The sequence below is a fragment of the Qaidamihabitans albus genome (assembly GCF_016464705.1).
In the GTDB taxonomy this organism is placed as follows: domain Bacteria; phylum Actinomycetota; class Actinomycetes; order Mycobacteriales; family Pseudonocardiaceae; genus Qaidamihabitans; species Qaidamihabitans albus.
In genome coordinates this window covers 102,313-122,354 of record NZ_JAEHOB010000011.1, presented here as the reverse complement: position 1 = coordinate 122,354, position 20,042 = coordinate 102,313, and the positions used below count along the sequence as shown (strand labels likewise).

General features: G+C 70.2%; 20 protein-coding genes and 1 pseudogene. 11 read left to right on the top strand and 10 right to left on the bottom strand.

Annotated elements, in window-relative coordinates; genetic code table 11:
* Positions 1–64: 64 nt before the first annotated feature.
* Both JAP66_RS21065 and JAP66_RS21060 read right to left on the bottom strand, forming a co-directional pair.
* A complete protein-coding gene (locus JAP66_RS21065) occupies positions 65–1,024 on the bottom strand; it encodes an electron transfer flavoprotein subunit alpha/FixB family protein (RefSeq protein WP_199433530.1) in 960 nt (319 codons plus the stop codon).
* Positions 1,025–1,108: 84 nt separating this feature from the next.
* A complete protein-coding gene (locus JAP66_RS21060; RefSeq protein WP_199433529.1) occupies positions 1,109–1,894 on the bottom strand; it encodes an electron transfer flavoprotein subunit beta/FixA family protein in 786 nt (261 codons plus the stop codon).
* A 266-nt stretch (positions 1,895–2,160) separates the two neighbouring features.
* Between JAP66_RS21060 and JAP66_RS21055 the strand changes: the two genes are divergently transcribed.
* The 5 genes from JAP66_RS21055 to JAP66_RS21035 all read left to right on the top strand — a co-directional run bounded on the left by JAP66_RS21055 (position 2,161) and on the right by JAP66_RS21035 (position 6,071).
* Positions 2,161–3,000: a DegV family protein gene (locus JAP66_RS21055; RefSeq protein WP_199433528.1), complete on the top strand. Its 840-nt coding sequence runs from the start codon at positions 2,161–2,163 to the stop codon at positions 2,998–3,000.
* Positions 3,001–3,076: 76 nt separating this feature from the next.
* Entirely contained in the window at positions 3,077–3,256 is a 180-nt protein-coding gene (locus tag JAP66_RS21050) for a hypothetical protein (protein WP_199433527.1), read from the top strand.
* A 24-nt stretch (positions 3,257–3,280) separates the two neighbouring features.
* A complete protein-coding gene (locus JAP66_RS21045) occupies positions 3,281–4,057 on the top strand; it encodes a class I SAM-dependent methyltransferase (RefSeq protein ID WP_199433526.1) in 777 nt (258 codons plus the stop codon).
* The gene (locus JAP66_RS21040) at positions 4,054–5,553 is read left to right on the top strand and encodes a 1,4-alpha-glucan branching protein domain-containing protein (protein ID WP_199433525.1); all 1,500 of its coding nucleotides are present in this window, start codon (positions 4,054–4,056) and stop codon (positions 5,551–5,553) included. Before JAP66_RS21045 ends, JAP66_RS21040 begins: the two co-directional genes overlap by 4 nt.
* A gap of 83 nt (positions 5,554–5,636) precedes the next feature.
* The gene (locus JAP66_RS21035) at positions 5,637–6,071 is read left to right on the top strand and encodes a hypothetical protein (protein ID WP_235999201.1); all 435 of its coding nucleotides are present in this window, start codon (positions 5,637–5,639) and stop codon (positions 6,069–6,071) included.
* On the opposite strand, the gene JAP66_RS21030 is transcribed toward JAP66_RS21035, so the two are convergent.
* Positions 6,038–7,801: a glycoside hydrolase family 2 protein gene (locus JAP66_RS21030; RefSeq protein ID WP_199433524.1), complete on the bottom strand. Its 1,764-nt coding sequence runs from the start codon at positions 7,799–7,801 to the stop codon at positions 6,038–6,040. The genes JAP66_RS21035 and JAP66_RS21030 overlap by 34 nt on opposite strands.
* Before the next feature lie 71 nt (positions 7,802–7,872).
* On the opposite strand from JAP66_RS21030, the gene JAP66_RS21025 reads away from it, so the two are divergent.
* The gene (locus JAP66_RS21025; protein ID WP_199433523.1) at positions 7,873–9,126 is read left to right on the top strand and encodes a glycosyltransferase family 4 protein; all 1,254 of its coding nucleotides are present in this window, start codon (positions 7,873–7,875) and stop codon (positions 9,124–9,126) included.
* Here the strand turns inward: JAP66_RS21025 and JAP66_RS32255 are convergent.
* The 3 genes and pseudogenes from JAP66_RS32255 to JAP66_RS21015 all read right to left on the bottom strand — a co-directional run.
* A pseudogene (locus JAP66_RS32255) lies at positions 9,123–9,336 on the bottom strand (integrase core domain-containing protein); the annotation flags it as partial. The gene JAP66_RS21025 and the pseudogene JAP66_RS32255 overlap by 4 nt on opposite strands.
* A gap of 433 nt (positions 9,337–9,769) precedes the next feature.
* Positions 9,770–10,198: a pyridoxamine 5'-phosphate oxidase family protein gene (locus JAP66_RS21020; protein ID WP_199433522.1), complete on the bottom strand. Its 429-nt coding sequence runs from the start codon at positions 10,196–10,198 to the stop codon at positions 9,770–9,772.
* Between the two features lie 78 nt (positions 10,199–10,276).
* The gene (locus JAP66_RS21015; RefSeq protein ID WP_199433521.1) at positions 10,277–10,621 is read right to left on the bottom strand and encodes a VOC family protein; all 345 of its coding nucleotides are present in this window, start codon (positions 10,619–10,621) and stop codon (positions 10,277–10,279) included.
* A gap of 56 nt (positions 10,622–10,677) precedes the next feature.
* Between JAP66_RS21015 and JAP66_RS21010 the strand changes: the two genes are divergently transcribed.
* Positions 10,678–11,136 carry a MarR family winged helix-turn-helix transcriptional regulator gene (locus JAP66_RS21010; RefSeq protein ID WP_199433520.1) on the top strand — a complete coding sequence of 153 codons (459 nt, stop codon included), beginning with the start codon at positions 10,678–10,680 and terminating at the stop codon, positions 11,134–11,136.
* Between the two features lie 81 nt (positions 11,137–11,217).
* On the opposite strand, the gene JAP66_RS21005 is transcribed toward JAP66_RS21010, so the two are convergent.
* Positions 11,218–11,676 (bottom strand): nuclear transport factor 2 family protein, encoded by a 459-nt coding sequence (locus tag JAP66_RS21005; RefSeq protein WP_199433519.1) that lies wholly within the window; start codon positions 11,674–11,676, stop codon positions 11,218–11,220.
* Between the two features lie 90 nt (positions 11,677–11,766).
* Here JAP66_RS21005 and JAP66_RS21000 point away from each other — a divergent pair, with 90 nt between their 5' ends.
* On the top strand, positions 11,767–12,345 hold the full coding sequence (locus JAP66_RS21000) for a TetR/AcrR family transcriptional regulator (protein WP_199433518.1): 579 nt from the start codon (positions 11,767–11,769) through the stop codon (positions 12,343–12,345).
* Positions 12,346–12,383: 38 nt separating this feature from the next.
* Here the strand turns inward: JAP66_RS21000 and aceB are convergent, their stop codons facing one another.
* Together aceB and aceA are read right to left on the bottom strand one after the other, a co-directional pair.
* A complete protein-coding gene (gene aceB / locus JAP66_RS20995; RefSeq protein ID WP_199433517.1) occupies positions 12,384–13,991 on the bottom strand; it encodes a malate synthase A in 1,608 nt (535 codons plus the stop codon).
* 90 nt (positions 13,992–14,081) lie between these two features.
* Positions 14,082–15,356 carry an isocitrate lyase gene (gene aceA / locus JAP66_RS20990; RefSeq protein WP_199433516.1) on the bottom strand — a complete coding sequence of 425 codons (1,275 nt, stop codon included), beginning with the start codon at positions 15,354–15,356 and terminating at the stop codon, positions 14,082–14,084.
* 216 nt (positions 15,357–15,572) lie between these two features.
* Between aceA and JAP66_RS20985 the strand changes: the two genes are divergently transcribed.
* The gene (locus JAP66_RS20985; RefSeq protein ID WP_199433515.1) at positions 15,573–17,021 is read left to right on the top strand and encodes a short-chain fatty acyl-CoA regulator family protein; all 1,449 of its coding nucleotides are present in this window, start codon (positions 15,573–15,575) and stop codon (positions 17,019–17,021) included.
* Positions 17,022–17,034: 13 nt separating this feature from the next.
* Here JAP66_RS20985 and JAP66_RS20980 read toward each other — a convergent pair whose 3' ends face one another.
* Positions 17,035–17,790: an acyltransferase gene (locus tag JAP66_RS20980; protein ID WP_199433514.1), complete on the bottom strand. Its 756-nt coding sequence runs from the start codon at positions 17,788–17,790 to the stop codon at positions 17,035–17,037.
* Positions 17,791–17,840: 50 nt separating this feature from the next.
* On the opposite strand from JAP66_RS20980, the gene JAP66_RS20975 reads away from it, so the two are divergent.
* Together JAP66_RS20975 and JAP66_RS20970 are read left to right on the top strand one after the other, a co-directional pair.
* Positions 17,841–18,800, top strand: coding sequence for a nucleoside hydrolase (locus JAP66_RS20975; RefSeq protein WP_199433513.1), 960 nt, complete (start codon positions 17,841–17,843; stop codon positions 18,798–18,800).
* A 46-nt stretch (positions 18,801–18,846) separates the two neighbouring features.
* A complete protein-coding gene (locus JAP66_RS20970; protein WP_199433512.1) occupies positions 18,847–20,031 on the top strand; it encodes a C40 family peptidase in 1,185 nt (394 codons plus the stop codon).
* Positions 20,032–20,042 lie beyond the last annotated feature (11 nt).

The window sequence follows — 20,042 nt, the reverse complement described above, 5'->3', positions numbered from 1 at the left end:
TCGTGAGTGTCTATTCGAGTTAGAACTCGTGTGCGCACTCACGAGCGGTGACCTGCGCGGATGGTCAGCCCTTGCGCTTGGCGACCTCTTCGGTGAGCTGCGGGGCGACGTTGAACAGGTCGCCCACCACGCCGAAGTCGGCGATCTCGAAGATCGGTGCCTCGGGGTCCTTGTTCACCGCGACGATCGTCTTCGACGTCTGCATGCCGGCACGGTGCTGGATCGCACCGGAGATGCCGAGCGCGACGTAGAGCTGCGGCGACACGGTCTTACCGGTCTGCCCGACCTGGAACTGCGCCGGGTAGTAACCGGAGTCGACCGCCGCCCGCGAGGCGCCGACCGCCGCGCCGAGCGAGTCGGCGAGCTTCTCCACGACCTCGAACTTCTCCGCGGAACCCACGCCGCGGCCACCGGAGACGACGATCGTCGCCTCGGTCAGCTCCGGCCGGTCACCACCGACCGCGGGCTCGACGCCGGTGATCCGGGCCGACTTCGCAGGATCGATCGCGGGCAGCTCGACGGACTCCTCCGCGGCCGCGCCGTCGGCCTGCTCGGCGTCCACGCTGCCGGGACGCAGCGAGATCACCGGAATACCCTTGGCGGCCTTGGCCTTGACCGAGAAGGCGCCACCGAAGATCGACTGGTCGACCGTGCCGTCCGAGCCGACGCCAACAGCGTCGACCAGCAGGCCGGAGCCGAGCCTGGCGGCGAGCCGACCGCTCACCTCCTTGCCCTCGGCCGTGGCGGCGACCAGCACCGCCGCCGGGGACGCCGTGCCCGCGACCGTGGCGAGCGCGTCGACCTTCGGGGTCACCAGGTAGCCGGTGGCGTCCTCGGACTCGGCCACGTAGACCTTCGCGGCGCCGTAGGACGCCAGCGACTCCTTGACCTTGCCTGCCGTGCCGGGCGCGCCGACGACCACGGCGGACGGCTCGCCGAGCGCACGGGCGGCGGTCAGCAGTTCGAGCGTGACCTTCTTGACCTCACCGTCGACGTGGTCGACGAGAACCAGTACTTCAGCCATTCTTCGTCTCCTTGTCTCTGAGCCTGTCTCGGGCGCGCGACATGTCGCGTCGCCGGGGCTCGGAGTTGATCCTCAGCCGCTCTGTCAGATGAGTTTCTGGCCGACCAGGTACTCGGCAACCTTCGTGCCGCCGTCGCCTTCGTCCTCGACCCGCTGACCGGCCGTGCGCGGCGGCTTCGGAGCCGCCTCGAGCACGGTCGACCACGCGTTGCCGAGCCCGACCTCGCCCGCGTCGACGCCGAGGTCGGCGACGGTGAGGGTCTCCACCGGCTTCTTCTTCGCGGCCATGATGCCCTTGAACGACGGGTACCGCGGCTCGTTGATCTTCTCGGTCACGCTGACCAGCGCGGGCAGGCTCGCCTCGAGGTGCGTGATGCCCTCCTCGGTCTCCCGGTCGACCTTCACCCCGGAGCCGTCGACGGTGACCTCGCGCACGTGTGTCAGCTGCGGCAGGCCGAGTAGCTCGGCGACCACGGCCGGGACGGCGCCACCACGGCCGTCGGAGGCCTCGTTACCCGCGATGACCAGGTCGAAGCCCTCCACCCGGCCGATGGCCGCGGCGATGACCTTGGCCGTGGCCAGCAGGTCGGAACCGTGCAGCGACTCGTCGGAGACGTGGATGGCCTTGTCCGCCCCCATCGACAGCGCCTTGCGGATCGCGTCGGTGGCGCGGTCGGGACCGACGCACAGGACGGTCACCTCGCCCTCGCCGGCCTCCTTGATCTTCAGCGCCTCCTCGACGGCGCGCTCGTTGATCTCGTCGAGCACGGCGTCGGCGGACTCGCGGTCCAGCGTGTAGTCGGACTCGTTGAGCTTTCGCTCCGAGTAGGTGTCTGGCGCCTGCTTGACCAGTACGACGATGTTGGTCATGGGTCTCCTTCGACCTCCTGGATCTGTCAGGGAGAGAGGCGGGCCGTGCCGCGGGAGCACCGCAAATGCGTTACTGGCCGGTAGATTAAGGGGAAACGCTGCGCTTGGCCCGGCGAGGTGACCGCATTCACCTGGAATCGCGAGTTAACGGTACGATAGTCCCAGTAGATCTGCTACGCGGCGTGACTACTGCAGGTATATGTTCTACGGCTGAAGGGTCCAACGGCCTACTACTAATGGGTGGCTAGGAAGTAGCCTCCGGGACTGTGCCCGTAGCAGTCATCACCGATTCGACCGCCTGCATACCCGAACAGCTGGCGGCTCAGTGGGGCATCGCGGTCGTTCAGGTCCAGCTGGTCGTGGACGACCGAATCGATGACGAGTCCCGGTTCGACCGGAACGAGTTGATCGAGATGTTGCGCGCAGGCCGCCACGTCTCCACGAGACCTCCGGACCCCGGCGCCTTCTTCTGGACCTACCAGGACGCCGTCAGCGCCGGCGCCGACGCGATCGTCAGCCTGCACATCTCCGGCAAGATGTCGGCCACCGCCGAGGCCGCGCGCGAGGCCGCACAGCAGATCAAAGTGCCCGTCTACGTCATCGACAGCGGCACCACCGGAATGAGCCTCGGCTTCGCCGCGCTCTCCGCAGCCAGAGCAGCCGCGGCGGGCGGGCAGCCGCAGCGGGTGATCGACGCCGCCGTGCGCCGCTTCCGCGGCGGCAACGAGTTCGTCTACGTCGACACGCTCGAGTACCTCCGCCGGGGCGGCCGGATCGGTGGCGCCTCCGCGATGCTCGGCACGGCGCTGTCGATCAAACCCCTGCTGACGGTGGCCGACGGCGAGGTCGCGCCGCTGGCCAGAACGGCCGGGACGAAGCGCGCCCTCGCCAAGCTGGCCGACCTGGCGGTGCGCCGCGCCGGAACGGAGCCGGTCGACGTCGCCATCGCCTGCGCGATCCCCTCCGACCGGGAGATGTCGATGGTGAGCCAGCTGCGCAGCCGGGTGCCCGGCCTGCGCGAGATCATCCTCGTGCAGGCCAGCACGGTGATCACCGCGCACGTCGGCCCCGGAGCCCTCGGCATCACGATCTCGTCGGCGACGTGAGCCGGAATCCGCGAGGCCGCCGCGACGTTGGATACTCGCCGGACCGGAGGACATCCCGTCACGCTCGGAGGACAACATGGCATCGCTGTTCAGCAAGGTCGCCCGGTTCGCGAACAGCCCGCAGGGCCGTCGCGCGATCCAGCAGGCCAAACGCATGGCCAACGATCCCCGCAAGCGCCAGCAGGCCAAGGACCTCGTCGAGCGCTTCCGTGGCAGGGGCAAGGGCGGAGGGACCCCGCCGCCCGCCGGTCGCTGAGCCCCGCGCCGTTACGCTCGGCCCGTGACGACCACGCCATCAGACCGGGCCGAGACGCTGCACCTCACCGGCGAGCGCACCGTGCCGGGCGTGCCGGAGGAGAACTACTGGTTCCGGCGGCACGAGGCCGCCTACGTCGCGCTGCTGCCCTACTGCGCGGATGCCACCGTGCTGGAGGCCGGGTGCGGTGAGGGCTACGGTGCCGGACTGATCGCCCGGCACGCCGCGCGGGTGCTGGCGCTGGACTACGACCAGCAGGCGAGTGCGCACGTGGCGCGGACCTATCCCGGTACGCACGCCGTCCGGGCGAACCTGGCGTTCCTGCCCGTCCGCTCGGGCGCGGTCGACGTCGTGGCGAACCTTCAGGTCATCGAGCACCTGTGGGACCAGGGTGGTTTCCTGGCCGAATGCCGCCGGGTCCTGCGTCCCGGTGGCAGGCTGCTCGCCACCACACCCAACCGGCTCACCTTCACACCCGGCAGCGACACACCGCTGAATCCGTATCACACCAGGGAACTCGCACCGTCCGAACTGGACTGCCTGCTGCGCGAGGCGGGCTTCGACGTCGAGTTGCTGCACGGCCTGCACCACGGCCCGGGAGTGCGCGCGCTCGACGAGCGCTACGGCGGCTCGATCATCGAGGCCCAGCTCGACGTGGTGCTGGGGCAGCTGCCGGGGCAGGCAGGCTGGCCCGCCGGACTGCTCGCCGACGTCGCCGCGATCCGGGCCTCCGATTTCGCCGTGCACGGCGCGGACCTGGACGCGAGCCTCGATCTGCTGGCCGTGGCGGTGCGGCCGTGACCGCGACCGAGCCCGAGGGCACCTTCTGCCTCGTCCTGCACAGCCACCTGCCCTGGCTCGCGCACCACGGCTCCTGGCCGGTCGGCGAGGAATGGCTGTACCAGGCGTGGGCGCACTCCTACCTTCCGGTGACCGACCTGCTGCGCCGGTTCGCCGACGAGGGCAAGCGGGACGTGCTCACGCTGGGCGTCACACCTGTCCTCGCCGCGCAGCTCGACGATCCCTACTGCCTGCGCGCGTTCCACGCCTGGCTCGGCGACTGGCAGCTGCGCACGCAGCACGCCGCGTCGCTGTGGCGCGGCGACGACCTGCTCAGCTCACTGGCCGCGGACGAGTACCGCGCCGCCACGGGCGCGCTGGAGGAGTTCGAGGGCCGCTGGCGGCACGGTTTCTCCCCGGTGCTGCGGTCCCTCGTGGACTCCGGGGTGGCCGAGCTGCTCGGCGGGCCGCTGACGCATCCGTTCCAGCCACTACTGGACGAGCGCGTGCGGTCGTTCGCGCTGCGCGGCGGGCTCACCGACACGGCACTGCGGCTCGGGCACCGGCCCGCAGGCATCTGGGCGCCGGAGTGCGGCTACGCCCCCGGCATGGAGGACGGCTACGCCGCCGCCGGTGTGCGCCGGTTCCTCGTGGACGGTCCCTCGCTGCGCGGCGACACGTCCGCGGCGCGCACGGTCGGCTCATCCGACGTGGTCTGCTTCGGCCGGGACCTGGAGGTGACCTACCGGGTGTGGTCGCCGAAGTCCGGCTACCCGGGACACAGCGCCTACCGCGACTTCCACACCTGGGCGCACGACGTCGGGCTCAAGCCGTCGCGGGTGACCGGCAAGCACATCGAGCCCGCCGACAAGGCACCGTACGATCCCGCGCTCGCGGCCGACACCCTCCACCAGCACGTCAAGGACTTCGTGGACACCGTGGTCGGCAGGCTGCGTGAGCTCCGCGAACGGCACGGCCGCCGCTCGCTGGTCGTGGCCGCCTACGACACGGAGCTGTTCGGTCACTGGTGGCACGAGGGACCGGCCTGGCTGGAGGGCGTGCTGCGGGCGCTGCCCGAGGCCGGGGTGCGGGTGACGACGCTGCGCGGCGCGCTGGAGGCCGGGCACCTCGGCGGCCCGGTCGACCTGCCCGCGTCGTCCTGGGGCTCGGGCAAGGACTGGCGGGTCTGGGATGGCGAGCAGGTCGCCGACATGGTCCAGGAGAACGCGAACCTGCAACGGCGGCTGCTCGACCTGGAGACCGGAGGGCAGGTCCGGGACCCCGCCGCCGACCAGGCGGTCACCGAGGCGCTGCTGGCCATGTCGAGCGACTGGGCCTTCATGGTGACCAAGGACTCGGCCGCGGACTACGCGTGCCGGAGGGCCAGGGTGCACACCGAGCGCTTCGACGAGGTGGCGGCGCTGCTGCGCGCGGGCAGCCCGGCGGCGCGCGCCCGCGCGGCCGCGTTGCGCGCTGAGGACGGTCCGTTCGGGCACGTGGACGCGCGGGCGCTGTAGGGCTCACCCACGCAGGTGGAGTGGAAGTCCCGTTAGGGCGATCAACCGGGATCGGGCGGCGGTTGCTGTGTTCCACTTCACAGATGGACGCATCGACGGCACACCCCCGGTTCCGGATCCTCGCGGCGCTGCTCGCCGCCTGTCTCGTACTGGTGCTCGGCCCGGCCGCCGCGGCGGGCGCGGATACCGGCGCCGGTCCGAAGAAGGACCTGAAGGTTCACGCGAAGGTCGACAAGGACGTCGTCAAGGTCAAGGAGAAGGTCAAGGTCAAGGGCGGGCTGGACGTCCGCGCGGACGCCCGCGGCGACGGCGCGCGCGGCCTGGAGCCGATCATCGTTCAGTCGCTGCGGGCCGGCGCCTGGGTGAACCTGACCACCTCGTCGTGCCGGCCGAACGGGAAGTTCAACCTGAGCCTGAGCTTCCACCTCTCGGCCCACCTCACGCTGCGCGTGTACCACCCCGAGACACAGGTCTACGCCGCCGCTCACTCCGAGGTGTTCACGCTCGCCGTGGTGTGAGCGCTTCCGGCGGCCAGCACCGCGCGGTTGCGCTCGGCCACCACCGGCACCGACGCCTTCACGATCCGGCGGTCGTAGGTCAGCAGGCCGTTGACCTCGTTCTCCACGTCGGTGGTCTGCGTGTAGACGGCGCCGGACAGCCCGGACTCCCCGGCGAGCCGTTCCAGCTCGCGGCTGAGGTCGGCATAGCGGCGGGTGAGCTCCTCGGAGTCGGCGGTCATCTCGTACGCCTGCGGTGGGCCCGGCCACACGTGCCCCTCCAGGACCAGCCCGAGCCCACCGTACTCGCCGTCGAGTACCGCCCGGCCGTCCCGCACCCGCGGGCGGCCGGGCCCGACGTAGGTGTGGTCGTCGTAGACGTCCCCGGCCCCGGAGTCGGGATGGGAGTGGCAGCAGTTGACGCCACTGCCGGCGATCACGAGTCGCCCGGGGTCGGCCACCTTGACCTCCTCGGCGATCCGGGCGGTGTCGTACTCGCCCCAGCCCTCGTTGAACGGCACCCAGCCGATGATCGCGGTCACGCCCCTGAGCTGGTGCAGCAGCGCGGCCAGCCCGGCCTCGAACCGCTCCCTCGCCCGCGCGACCGGCGGCGCCTGCGGTCCGGGCGGGTTCTCGAGCACCACCGGCAGTGAAGGGACGTCCTGCCACACCAGCAGACCGAGCCGGTCCGCCCAGTGGTACCACCGCGCCGGCTCGACCTTGACGTGCTTGCGCACGCAGTTGAAGCCGAGCTCCTTCGTCCGCTCCAGGTCCGACCGCAGCGCCTCGTCGGTGGGCGCCGTGTAGATCCCGTCCGGCCAGTAACCCTGGTCGAGCAGGCCGTGCAGGAACGTGATGCGGCCGTTGAGCGCGATCCGGGGCCTGCCCCGCTCGTCGTCGGCCAGCCCGATCGTGCGCAGGCCGGCGTAGCCGCCCACCTCGTCCACCACGCGACCGTCCTCGGCGAGCACCCGGACGGTCAGGTCGTAGAGGTACGGGTCGTCCGGGCTCCACAGCCGCGGCCGCGGCACCGGCAGCCGCAGCGGCCGCCCGCAGGCGCCGCTCCCCCGGGCGGCCTCCCCGCCGTCCGGCTCGGTCACGACGACCTCCACCCGCTTGCCCGCCGCGTCCGGGACGCGCGGGGTGACGGTGAAGCCGGTCGTGTCGGACGTGATGTCGAGCTCGCTGACGTGGACCGACGGCACCGGTTCGAGCCAGACCGTCTGCCAGATGCCGGACGCGCCGCTGTAGAGGATTCCGCCGGGCCGGTCGGCCTGCTTGCCCACGGGAAAGGTCGCGCGGTTGCCGGTGTCCACGGCCCGCACCACGATCTCCTGCTCCCCTTCGGCGCGCAGTACCCCGGTGAGCTCCACGCTGAAGGCGGTGTAGCCGCCCTCGTGCTCGGCGACGCGCTGGTTGTTGACCCACACCGTGGCCGCCTGGTCCACGGCGCCGAAGTGCAGCAGCACGCGCTCGTGCGACCAGTCGCCGGGGACCTCGAAGGTGCGCCGGTACCACATCTCGTCGTCGTGACGGCCGATGCCGGACAGCGCCGACTCCGGCGGGTAGGGCACCAGGATCCGCTCGCCCCGGCGGACCGGCCCGGCGCCGGTGCGGCTGGTGTACTCCCACAGCCCGTTGAGGTTCCGCCACCGCGCGCGGACCAGCTGCGGCCGCGGATACTCGGGAAGGCAGTTCTCCGGCCCGACCTGCTCGGTCCACGGTGTGCTCAGCGGAGGTCTCGTGGTCATCGTGATCGATGCTCGCAGACATCGGCCGACGCGTCGCCCCACCGAAAGAGACTCATGAGTAACCTCCACTCATGCGCGTGCTGATGCTGTCGTGGGAGTACCCACCCGTCGTGGTCGGGGGGCTTGCCCGGCACGTCCACGCGCTGGCCCGGCACCTGGTCCGCGACGGCCACGAGGTGGTCGTCCTGTGCCGGCACGTCGCGGGCACCGACGCGGAGACGCATCCGAAGACGGACCGGGTGGTCGAGGGCGTGCGGATCATCCGGGTCGCCGAGGACCCGATGCACGTGACGTTCGAGCGCGATCTCGTGGCGTGGACGCTCGCGATGGGGCACGCGATGATCCGGGCCGGGATCGAGCTGCTGCGCGGCTGGCAGCCGGACGTGGTGCACGCCCACGACTGGCTGGTCACCCATCCGGCGATCGCACTCGCGGAGTCCGCGCGGGTGCCACTGGTCGGCACGATTCACGCGACGGAGGCGGGCAGGCACTCCGGCTGGCTCTCCCACCCGCTCAACCAGCAGGTGCACTCGGTCGAATGGTGGCTGGCGAACCGGGTGGACGCGCTCATCACCTGCTCGCAGGCGATGCGCCGCGAGGTGGCGCATCTGTTCGAGGTCTCCGCCGAGGACATCACCGTGATCCACAACGGTATCGAGGAACGCGGCTGGCAGGTCCCCGAGGACGAGATCCGGCAGGCCCGCGAGGCGCACAGCCCGGGCGGCGCACCGCTGCTGCTCTACTTCGGCAGGCTGGAGTGGGAGAAGGGCGTGCAGGATCTGCTCGCCGCGTTGCCTGCGATCCGCAAGCGGCACCCGGGCACCCGCCTCGTGGTCGCCGGCAAGGGCAGGCACCTGGAGGAGCTGGTCGAGCAGGCCCGGCGACTGCGGCTGATGCGCGCGGTCGACTTCGCGGGGCACCTCTCCGACCGTGACCTGCGTGCGGCGCTGGCGGCGGCCGACGCGGTGGTGCTGCCGAGCCGGTACGAGCCGTTCGGGATCGTGGCACTGGAGGCGGCCGCGGCGAAGGCCCCGCTCGTGGCGTCGACGGCGGGCGGGCTCGGCGAGCTCGTCGTCGACGGCGAGACCGGTCTGGCCTTCTCTCCCGGTGACGTCGGGGCGATCACCTCGGCGGTGGACACGGTGCTCGCCGACGCGGAGGCCGCCGAGCGGCGGGCGTGCGCCGCCCAGTCCCGGCTGGCAGCCGACTTCGACTGGGTGCGCATCGCCGCGGCCACGGCCGAGGTCTACCGCCGCGCCCGCGTCCGCGAGCCGGAGGATCTCGGCCGTCCCAAGATCGCCACCGGCAACGCGTTCGAGCCCTAGCTGTACGAGGGCTGGACGTTGGTGACGCCAACCGGGAGTCGTGAGGCCGGTGGCCGTCCGTCGGCCCCGCTGTGGGGACGGTGGACTCACAGTGGTTGTAGTGGATGTTCCAGACCGCGATAGCTGCTGAGCGGGCGTCCTCGCTGGTGAAGTCTCGGCGTAGAGCAGTTCGTCGGCGAGGATGCGCAGCGTGTACGGCTTGGTCCTCTGATCCGCGGTGGCTCCCTTCTCGTCCGCGAGCGGCCCGGTGCAGGAGGGTCGGGAGAAGCCGTCGATGGGGTTTTGTGCTGGGAACCGCCGATCGAGCACTCCGTGAGGTCAAGCCCGAGGATCCGGTCATGCGCGGCGGCCGCTTCGGCCGCCACCTGGTCATGGACGCCGGCGCTGATCCACTGGTTGTGTCGGGTTCGCAGTGTCGTGTCCGGAACCACGTGGTTCCCCACGAACAACCCACTACGAGCCGGGTCGGGATCCTTCGAAACACACTCGGTCGCTGATGCGAGGGCTGTGGCAGCGAAGCGGGTGACCATCGGTCGGGACGGGCAACAACGTTTCGATCGCGGCGAACATCGCGTCCACCACGTCAGGTAGGAGAGCCGAGCCAACCCACCGATCCGGGGATGGTCACCACCCCCTGCAGTCTCTAACCCAGCTCCAACCTGCTTTGGCCTTTGGAGAGCCAGCGTTGAGGGGTCATGCGAATCAACACGTTGGTTTCGTCCCGGATCGATTCGGCATAACCGACCGCCTGTTCGCGTGGCAGGTACCGCTCGGCCATGGCCAGCACATCGTCGTAGGTGGCGTCGTCGAACGCCGCGGGACCATCGGCGGCGGCATATCGATACGGTGGCTCCGCCACCTGCGCGATGAGCGTGAAGCGGCCGACGCCACGGATCAGCTTCGCCTTGACCGAATCCGGCGACGTCAGCACCGCCACCGAGCCACCAGGTTCGTAGTCGTACCAGACCGGTACCGTCAGCGGCGCTCGTCCCGATCGTTCTACCGCGAGCACCCCGACGTGGGGCTCGGCGAGGAAGGCCTCCCTTTCATCCGCGGTCATGGTCGACGACATCTCTGCTCCCATCTCAAGGTTGAATTGACATCGGCCCGGCCGAACAGGCCCACGGTTTGCCGACATCGACGGTGCGGGTCAAGCGTGGTCTCCGGCCTCTTGGGACAGGCTGAACTCCACACCCTGATCGTCGGTGCAGTGGGCGTAGGCGCCAGACGGGATAGTGACCGGATCCTCTGCCGTACCGCCGAGTTCGCGCACCCGAGCGACGGCAGCCTCGATGTCGTCCACGGCGAAGAAGATCCGCGGGTGTCGCGAGGAGCCCTTGTGCAGGGCACCGCCCATCGGCTCGGGGCCCCGGATCATTGAGTAGCCCGGAAAGTTCCCCTCGTAGAACGTCCAGCCGAACAGCGAGCTCCAGAACCGCTCGGTGGCGGCGATGTCGCTGCCCGGCACCTCGAAGTACGTGATTTTTCCACTCATAAACCGTACCTTCCCATGTCAATGTTCTGACATCCACGCTATGTCAGACTACTGACATGGAGCAAGAGACGGTCGGCGATCTGGCGCTATCCGTGGGCTACGTCCTCAAGCAGGTGCACGCCTCACTGCGCACCGCGATGGACGAGGTCCTACGGCCACTGGATCTGACCGTGCCCCAATACGCATGCCTCGAACTGCTCGGCCAGCACCCCGGACTGTCCAACTCCGAACTCGCCCGCCGTGCCTTCGTCACCCGCCAATCGATGAACCTCGTCGTCCACCGACTACAAGAGCGCGGACTGCTCACCCGGCCTGATCAGGCAACCCACGGGCGGGCACGGCCGACAGAGCTCACCCATGACGGACACACCGTGCTACACAAGGCCAGCGTCGCCGTTCGCGCCGTCGAGAAGGAGCTGTTCTCACCGTTGTCCCGCCAGCAGCAGCACCGGCTACGCGAGGACCTCACCGCCTGCGTGACCGCTTCCCACACCACAAACCGACCCCGCGCCTGACACACCTAGCGGGCATGTCCCCAATGCGGCATTCGGTGCGTTGAAAGCAACGGGTGCCGCATCGGGGCGCGTCCGGCGTACTCAGAACACCGGAAGCGGCACCCCGCGCTCGTGTTCGGGGCGCGGGCCGCGGATGCGGCGCTCGGCCTCGGTGATCGGGACGTCGTTGATGCTGGCCTCACGGCGGCGCATCAGGCCGTCCTCGGTGAACTCCCAGAGCTCGTTGCCGTAGCTGCGCCAGTACTGCCCGCTCGCGTCGTGGCACTCGTACTGGAAGCGCACCGCGATCCGGTTGTCGCGAAAGGCCCACAGCTCCTTGCGCAGCGCGTAGTCCAGTTCCCGCTCCCACTTCTCGCACAGGAACGCGATGATCCCGTCCCGGCCGACGACGTGCCGGTCGCGGTTACGCCACACGGAGTCCTCGGTGTAGGCGAGCGCGACGCGTTCCGGGTCGCGGGTGTTCCAGGCGTCCTCGGCGCCCTGCACCTTCTGCGCCGCGGTGTCCTCGTCGAACGGGGGAAACGGTGGACGGGCGGCCATGAAACACTCCTCGCATCGATGGAGAACGATCGTTCTCCGGCTGGCCGTTAGAGTAGAGAACGAACGTTCTCCACGCCAGGGATGAGAGCCATGGATCACGAAGAGGCGAGGGCACGGCTACTGGACGCCGCCGAGACCGAGTTCTACGGGCACGGCGTCCGGGCGGTCGGCATGGACACCATCCGGGCTCGTTCCGGCGTGTCGCTCAAGCGGCTTTACCAGTGCTTTCCGGCGAAGGAGCAGCTGGTCGAGGCCTACCTGCTCCGCCGGGACGAACGCTGGCGGAGCTCCCTCGCCGACTATGTGGCCACCTACGCGCACACTCCCGCGGACGCGCCGACGGCCGTGTTCGACTGGCTGCTGGAGTGGTTCGCCGAGCCGGATTTCCGGGGCTGCGCGTTCGTCAACTCCTTCGGCGAGCTCGGCACGGACTCGCCCCGGATCGCCGCAGCGATCCGGCTGCACAAGGACGCCGTCCGCGGCTACCTGCGCTCACTCACCGAGAGGCTGGATGTCGCGGACCCGTACGCCCTCGCGGAGCAGCTGTTCACCCTGCTGGAAGGGGCGACCGTGCTGGCCGCGATCTCCGGCGACCCGGCGGCAGCCCGCACCGGACGCTCCGCGGCCGCAACCCTGCTCGCCGCCGCCCGACCCGCTCGTGAGTGCTGACACGAGTTAGAACTCGTGTCAGCACTCACGAGTCGTGGTCAGCGCGGCTGGGTGAGGTAGCGCGCGTAGGCGGCCGTGGTGAAGAAGTTCGGCAGCTTCTCGCCGAGCGCGGTCTCCACGAACAGCTCCCGCGCGTCGTCCAGCCGGTTGCCCGCGCCCAGATCCGCCCGGACCTCGGCAAGCTCCGAGTCGAGCAGCTCGTACGCCAGCTCACGGGTGAGCACGGTTCCGTCGTCGAGCTTCGTGCCGTTGCGGATCCACTGCCACACCTGGCAACGCGCGATCTCGGCCGTGGCGGCGTCCTCCATCAGCCCGGAGATCGCCGCGGCCCCGGTCCCGCGCAGCCACGCGTCGACGTAGCGCAGCGCCACGTTGATGTTGGCTCGCACACCGCTCTCGGTGACCTCGCCACCCGCGCTCGCCACGTCGAGGAGGTCCTCCGCGGTGACCACCACGTCCTCGCGCAGCTTGCCGAGCTGGTTGGGCCAGCCACCGAGCACCTCGTCGAAGACCTCGCGGCAGACCGGAACCAGCCCGGGGTGCGCGACCCAGGACCCGTCGAAGCCGTCCCCGGCCTCACGCTCCTTGTCCTGCCGCACCTTCTCCAGCGCGGCAGCGTTGGCATCCGGGTCCCTGCTCGGGATGAACGCGGCCATCCCGCCGATCGCGTGCGCGCCGCGCCGGTGGCAGGTCCGCACCAGCAGCTCGGTGTAGGCGCGCATGAACGGCACCGTCATCGTCACCTGCGCCCGGTCGGGCAGCACGAAGTCGGCGCCAGCGTCGCCGAAGTTCTTGATGACGCTGAAGATGTAGTCCCACCGCCCCGCGTTCAGCCCGGCGGCGTGCTCGCGCAGCTCGTACAGGATCTCGTCCATCTCGAAGGCGGCGGTGATCGTCTCGATCAGCACGGTCGCCCGGATGGTGCCCTGCGGGATGCCAAGCTCGCGCTGCGCGAAACGGAACACGTCGTTCCACAGCCGCGCCTCGTGGTGGCTCTCCAGCTTGGGCAGGTAGAAGTACGGGCCGCTGCCGCGGGCCAGGAGCTGGCGGGCGTTGTGGAAGAAGTACAGGCCGAAGTCGACGAGGCTGGCCGAAACCGGGCGGCCGTCGATGCGGATGTGCTTCTCGACGAGGTGCCAGCCGCGCGGCCTGGCGACGATCGTGGCCGGCTCGTCCCCGATCGTGTAACGCTTGCCGCCCTCGGTGGTGAAGTCGATGTTCCGGCGGATCGCGTCGTACAGGTTGAGCTGACCGCCCACGACGTTGTCCCAGGTCGGCGACAGGGCATCCTCGAAGTCGGCGAGCCACACCCTGGCGCCGGAGTTCAGCGCGTTGACCGTCATCCTGCGGTCGGTCGGACCGGTGATCTCGACCCGCCGGTCCTCCAGCCCCGGGGCCGGGGGTGCCACGCTCCAGGACTCGTCGCGCCTGATCGACGCCGTCTCGGGCAGGAAGCCCAGCGTCTCCTCGCCCGATGCCAGCCGTTCGCGGCGGCGCCTGCGGGCGTCCAGCAGCTCACGCCTGCGGCCGGCGAAGGCGTTGTCCAGCCGTGCGACGAAGTGGAGCGCCGCGGGGGTGAGGATCTCGTCGAACCGTTCACCGGTGCGCCCGGAAACGTCGATCCGGTAGTTGAGCGTGTCAGCCATCTCGTCCCTCCGGGGGAAATGTCCTGGGAGAAGGCCCGTCGCCGGGTGGACGGCCGGGAAAACCGTCCACCCGGCGACGGGGCTAGCAGGTCAGAACTGCGCTTCCTCGGTCGAACCCTTGAGAGCGGTGGTGGAGCTCTCCGGGTTCAGCGCCGTGCTGACCAGGTCGAACCAGCCCGTACCGGCCTCGCGCTGGTGCTTGGTGGCGGTGTAGCCACGCTCCTCCGCCGCGAACTCCCGCTCCTGCAGGTCGACGTAGGACGTCATGCCGTCGCGGGCGTAGCCGTGCGCCAGGTCGAACATCGAGTAGTTCAACGCGTGGAAGCCGGCCAGCGTGATGAACTGGAACTTGTAGCCCATGTGCCCGAGCTCGCGCTGGAACTTGGCGATGGTCGCGTCGTCCAGGTGCTTGCGCCAGTTGAACGACGGCGAGCAGTTGTAAGCCAGCATCTGGTTCGGGTACTTGGCCTTGATCGCCTCGGCGAACTCGCGGGCGACCTCGAGGTCGGGCTCCGAGGTCTCCATCCAGAGCAGGTCGGCGTACTCGGCGTAGGCAAGCCCGCGGTCGATGCAGGGCTCGATGCCGTTGCGCACCTTGTAGAAGCCTTCCGACGTGCGCTCGCCGGTGAGGTACTTCTGGTCCCGCTCGTCCGCGTCGCTGGTGAGCAGCGTGGCGGCCTGCGCGTCGGTACGGGCGATGACCAGCGACGGCACGCCGGCGACGTCGGCCGCGAGCCGGGCGGCGTTGAGGGTGCGCTCGTGCTGCTTGGTCGGGATCAGCACCTTGCCGCCGAGGTGGCCGCACTTCTTCTCGGAAGCGAGCTGGTCCTCCCAGTGCACGCCGGCCGCACCCGCGTTGATCATGGCCTTCATCAGCTCGAACGCGTTGAGCGGACCGCCGAAGCCAGCCTCGGCGTCGGCGACGATCGGCGCGTACCAGTCGATGTCGGTGTTGCCCTCCGCCCAGTTGATCTGGTCAGCGCGGCCGAGCGCGTTGTTGATCCGGCGGACCACGGCCGGCACCGAGTTGGCCGGGTAGAGGCTCTGGTCCGGGTAGGTCTGACCGGCGAGGTTCGCGTCGGCCGCCACCTGCCAGCCGGACAGGTAGATCGCCTTGAGGCCGGCGCGGACCTGCTGGACGGCCTGGTTGCCGGTCAGCGCGCCCAGCGCGTGGACGTAGTCCTCGCTGTGCAGCAGCTTCCAGAGCTTCTCCGCGCCACGGCGAGCCAGTGTGTTCTCCTCGACGACGCTGCCCCGCAGCTTCACCACGTCGGTCGCCGAGTACGAGCGCCGCACGCCCTGCCAGCGCGGGTCGGTCTCCCACTCCTTGGCCAGCTTGGCTGCTTCCTGCTCGAACTGAGTCATCTGACTTCTCCAACATTGCGAACTTTGCGATTACTCGCCTGCTTGCCATGACCATGACATGCGCTGGGAAAACTAGGCCAGCGCTCCAATTTGCCAATTTGTGCGAATTTTCCGTAGGATATTGCGAAGCTTGTGAATCACGCGTTCACAACGCACGACGAATGTGCCGACTTGATCGGTACCGAACAGGAAACCCTTCGGAGGGCAACGGTCAGCGTGGACAAAACCTTCGCCGGAGCGCGGCTGCGCCATCTGCGGGAGAGCCGCTCGATGAGCCAGGCCGACCTGGCCCGGCTGCTGGAGATCTCGCCCAGCTACCTCAACCAGATCGAGCACAACTCCCGGCCCTTGACCGTTCCAGTGCTGCTACGGATCACCGAGGCGTTCGGGGTGGACGCCGAGTTCTTCGCCAACAGCGACACCTCCCGGCTGGTGGCCGACGTCCGCGAGGCACTGCTGGACGAGGCGATCAGCGCCGACGTGTCGCCGAGCGAGATCAACGAGCTCGCGAACAACCTGCCGACCATGGCCGAGGCGCTGGTGAAGCTGCACCGCCGCTACCGCAACGCGGTGGAGAACACCGCCGCGCTCGTCACCGAGGACGGCCGGGGCACGCACGGCAGCGCAGCCGCGCTGCTGCCGCACGAGGAGGTGCGCGACTTCTTCTACGAGCGGGAGAACTACGTCGCCGAGCTGGACGAGCGCGCCGAGCGCATGCACGACGAGCTCGGCCTGCGGCGCGGCGAGATCCGCAACGGGCTGCGCGAGCGGCTCACCGAGCGTTACGGCGTGACGATCACGAGCGAGGGCATCGACGAGGCGGCCGGTGAGCAGCACCGGTACGAGCCGGAGGGCCGGGTGCTGCGGATGGCACCGAGCCTGCGCATCGGGCAGCAGGCGTTCCGCATGGCCTCACAGATCGCACTGCTGGAGTACGACGACCTGATCACCGAGCTGGCCGACTCGTGGGCGTTCTCCGGCCAGCCCGCGCGCTCGCTGGCGCGGGTGGGCCTCGCCAACTACTTCGCGGGCGCGCTGATCCTGCCCTACCGCGCCTTCCACTCCGCCGCCGAGCGGCTCCGCTACGACATCGAGCTGCTGTGCGACCACTTCGGCGTCGGCTTCGAGACGGTGTGTCACCGGCTGTCCACGTTGCAGCGCCCGAAGCTGCGGGGCATCCCGTTCTCGTTCGTGCGGGTCGACCGCGCGGGCAACATGTCCAAGCGGCAGTCCGCGGCGGGCTTCCACTTCTCCCGCGTTGGCGGCGCGTGCCCGCTGTGGGTGATCTACGAGGCGTTCACGGCGCCCGGCAAGATCCTCACCCAGGTGGCCACGCTGCCCGACGGCAAGAGCTACTTCTGGATCGCCCGCACGATCTCGCGCAACATCGGCGGCTACGGCAGCCCCGGCAAGATGTTCACCGTCGGGCTCGGCTGCGAGCTGCGGCACGCGCGGCGGCTGGTGTACTCGGCCGGCCTCGACATCGACGACAAGTCGGCCGCGACCCCGATCGGCATGGGCTGCAAGGTGTGCGAGCGGCCGGCCTGCCCGCAGCGAGCGTTCCCCACGATCGGCAAGCAGCTCACCGTGGACGAGAACACGAGCACGTTCGTCCCCTATCCGGCGGTGCCGAAAAAGACTCGTGAGTGCCTGCACGAGTTCTAACTCGCGTAGGCACTCACGAGTCGCCCAGCGTCTTCTGCAGGGCCTTGTTCGCCTTGCGCGCCATGTCCTGCACGGCCTCGCGCCGCTCGGCGTCCGCCGCGTAGTCGGCCTTGCGGTCACGTACCACCCGTGCGGGCGAGCCGACGGCGATGCCGTAGTCGGGGACGTCGCCCCGCACCACCGCGTGCGCGCCGAGCACACAGCCCCGGCCGACGCGGCTGCCCTTCAGCACCGAGACCTTCGTGCCGATCCAGGTGTCCGGGCCGATCCGCACCGGCGCCTTCACGATCCCTTGGTCCTTGATCGGCAGGTTGATGTCGGTGGTGACGTGGTCGAAGTCGCAGACGTAGACCCAGTCGGCGATCAATGCCGCGGAGCCGATCTCGATGTCGAGGTAGGCGTTGACCACGTTCTGCCTGCCGAACACCGTCTTGTCCCCGATCCGCACCGAGCCCTCGTGGCAGCGGATCGCGTTGCCGTCGCCGATGTGCACCCAGCGGCCGATCTCCAGGCGCCCGTAGCCGGGGCGGCAGTGGATCTCCACGTCGCGGCCGAGAAAGACCATGCCACGGAGCACGACGTGGGGGTTGGTGACGCGGAACTTCAGCAGCCGCCAGTACCGCACCAGGTACCAGGGCGTGAAGGCCCGGTTGCGCACGATCCAGCGCAGCGAGTCGCGGGTCAGGAACCGTGCCTGCTGCGGATCTCGGCGAGCCCGCCGCCATGCCTGCACCCGGGACAGCACCGGTGATCCCCACATCGACGTCATGAGGTGACCGTAACCTGTCGGCACGGCCGCCGAAGCAGAGGAGCACCCGCGTGGGGACCAAGCTGATCATCGACACCGATCCGGGGGTGGACGACGCCTTCGCGATCGCGCTCGCCGCGCTCAGCGACGACGTCGAGCTGCTGGGGGTGACCACGGTGTTCGGCAACGTCCCGCTGTCCGCCACCACCCGCAACGCGCGCCGCGTGCTGGCGCTGTGCAAGCGCGCCGACGTGCCGGTCGCGGCGGGAGCGCCACGACCGCTGGTGCATCCGCACCCGCACGCCGCGCGGTACGCGCACGGCGCCGACGGGCTCTCCGGTCGTTCCGCGGCGCTGCCGGAGCCCGGCCGCGAACTGGAGCCGGTTGACGCCGTGAGCCTGCTGGCCACGCTGCTGGAGGCGGCCGACGAGCCGGTCACCGTCGCCCCGATCGGTCCGCTGACGAACATCGCCGCGCTGCTCGCGGCGCACCCGGGCGTGCACGACAAGATCGCGCGGGTGGTGATCATGGGCGGAGCGCTCGGCCACGGCAACACCACCGCGGCCGCCGAGTTCAACGTCTGGAGCGACCCCGAGGCCGCCCGCCGGGTGCTCGGCGGCGGCGAGGTGCCGTGCGTGCTCGTCCCGATGGACCTCACCTACCGGTGCGCGGTGGACACCGGGTGGCTGGGCACACTGGCCGCCTCCGGCCCGGTCGGCGCCGCGCTCGACGCGCTCACCCCCGACTATCTCGACCACTACCGCAAGGCACTCGGCTGGGACGGGGTCGTGCTGCACGACGCGGTCGCCCTCGCGGAAGCGATCCGCCCGGGGATCCTGCGCACGGAGACCTTCCCGATCGAGGTGGAGTGCTCGTTCGGGCCCTCCAGGGGCGCCACCGTGGTGGACCAGCGACGGCCGGAGCTGCGCGCGGACACCGAAGGGAGTCCGGACCCGACGGCGGTGGTCGTCGCGGTCGACACCGACCTCGACGATCTGCGCGCGTTCGTGCTCGGCCGACTCGCCGGCTGAGACGGCGGCTCACCCTCCATATACGGCCGTTGCCTATGCTGTGGACATGACCGTGGGGGACCAACCGCCTGCCGAGGACGACCGGGCGGCACCGCGACCGCGCAGACGCGCGCTGATCGTCGCGCTCGTCGCCGCGATGCTGGCGGCAGGGGGGCTCGTCGTCGCGCTGCGGATCGCCCCGGCCGACCAGCGGGTGAGCCCGGCGGCTGCGACCGACCTGCCACCGCAGGCCGCGACCACAACGCCCCCGCCGTCCAGCGAGGCCGGCACGGCGCCCGCCGCGCCGCGGAAGACCGCGGTCCCGGAGGAGTCAGGACCACGATTCGAGGCGTGGGTCGACGAGGTGGCCGGGTGGCTCGACATTCCGCGGCGCGCGATGCACGGCTACGCCGCCGCGACCGTGCAGCTCGCCGAGGAGCGGCCGGGCTGCCACCTGTCCTGGGTCACGGTCGCGGGAGTCGGCAAGACAGCCACCGACCACGGACGCACCGGCGGCGGAAAGGTCACCGGCGACGGCACCGTGTCGGCACCGATCGGCACGGTCGAGCTGCGCGACTTCGCGGGCGACGTCATCTCGGTTCCGGGCGCGGCGGGCCCGATGCAGCTCTCGCCCGCGGTGTGGCAGCGGTGGCGGGCGAGCGCCCCGGACGGCGAGCCGAACGTGCAGGACATCGACGACGCGGCACTGGCGGCCGGCCGGGCGCTGTGCGCGGACGGCCGGGATCTGGCCGACGGTGACGACTGGCTCGCCGGGGTGTCGGCCTTGCACGAGGCGCCGCTGTTCCTGCACCGGGTACTCGCGACGGCGAACGTCTACGGCACGGTCGGGCAGAGCGAGGAGCCCCCGAACAAGGCCGCGCTGACCGCGGTCGCCTTCGCGATCGACAAGATTGGCCTGCCCTACGTGTGGGGCGGCAACGGGCTGGAGAAGGGCGACGTCGGGTTCGACTGCTCGGGGTTGACCACGGCCGCCTACGCCCATGCCGGGATCGAGCTGCTGCGCACGGCGCACTGGCAGTACGGCAGCGTGCCGCTGGTCCCGGCCGGTGCGGAACCGAAGCTCGGCGACCTGATCTTCTACGGCGACCCGGCGACCAAGATCCACCACGTCGGCATCTACGTCGGCAACCAGCAGATGGTCGACGCCCCGACGTTCGGGCAGGCCGTCCAGGTGCACAACTACCGCAGTCCCGGCGACGACTACGCGGGAGCCGGCCGCCCGGCGAGTTAGAACCTATTGCA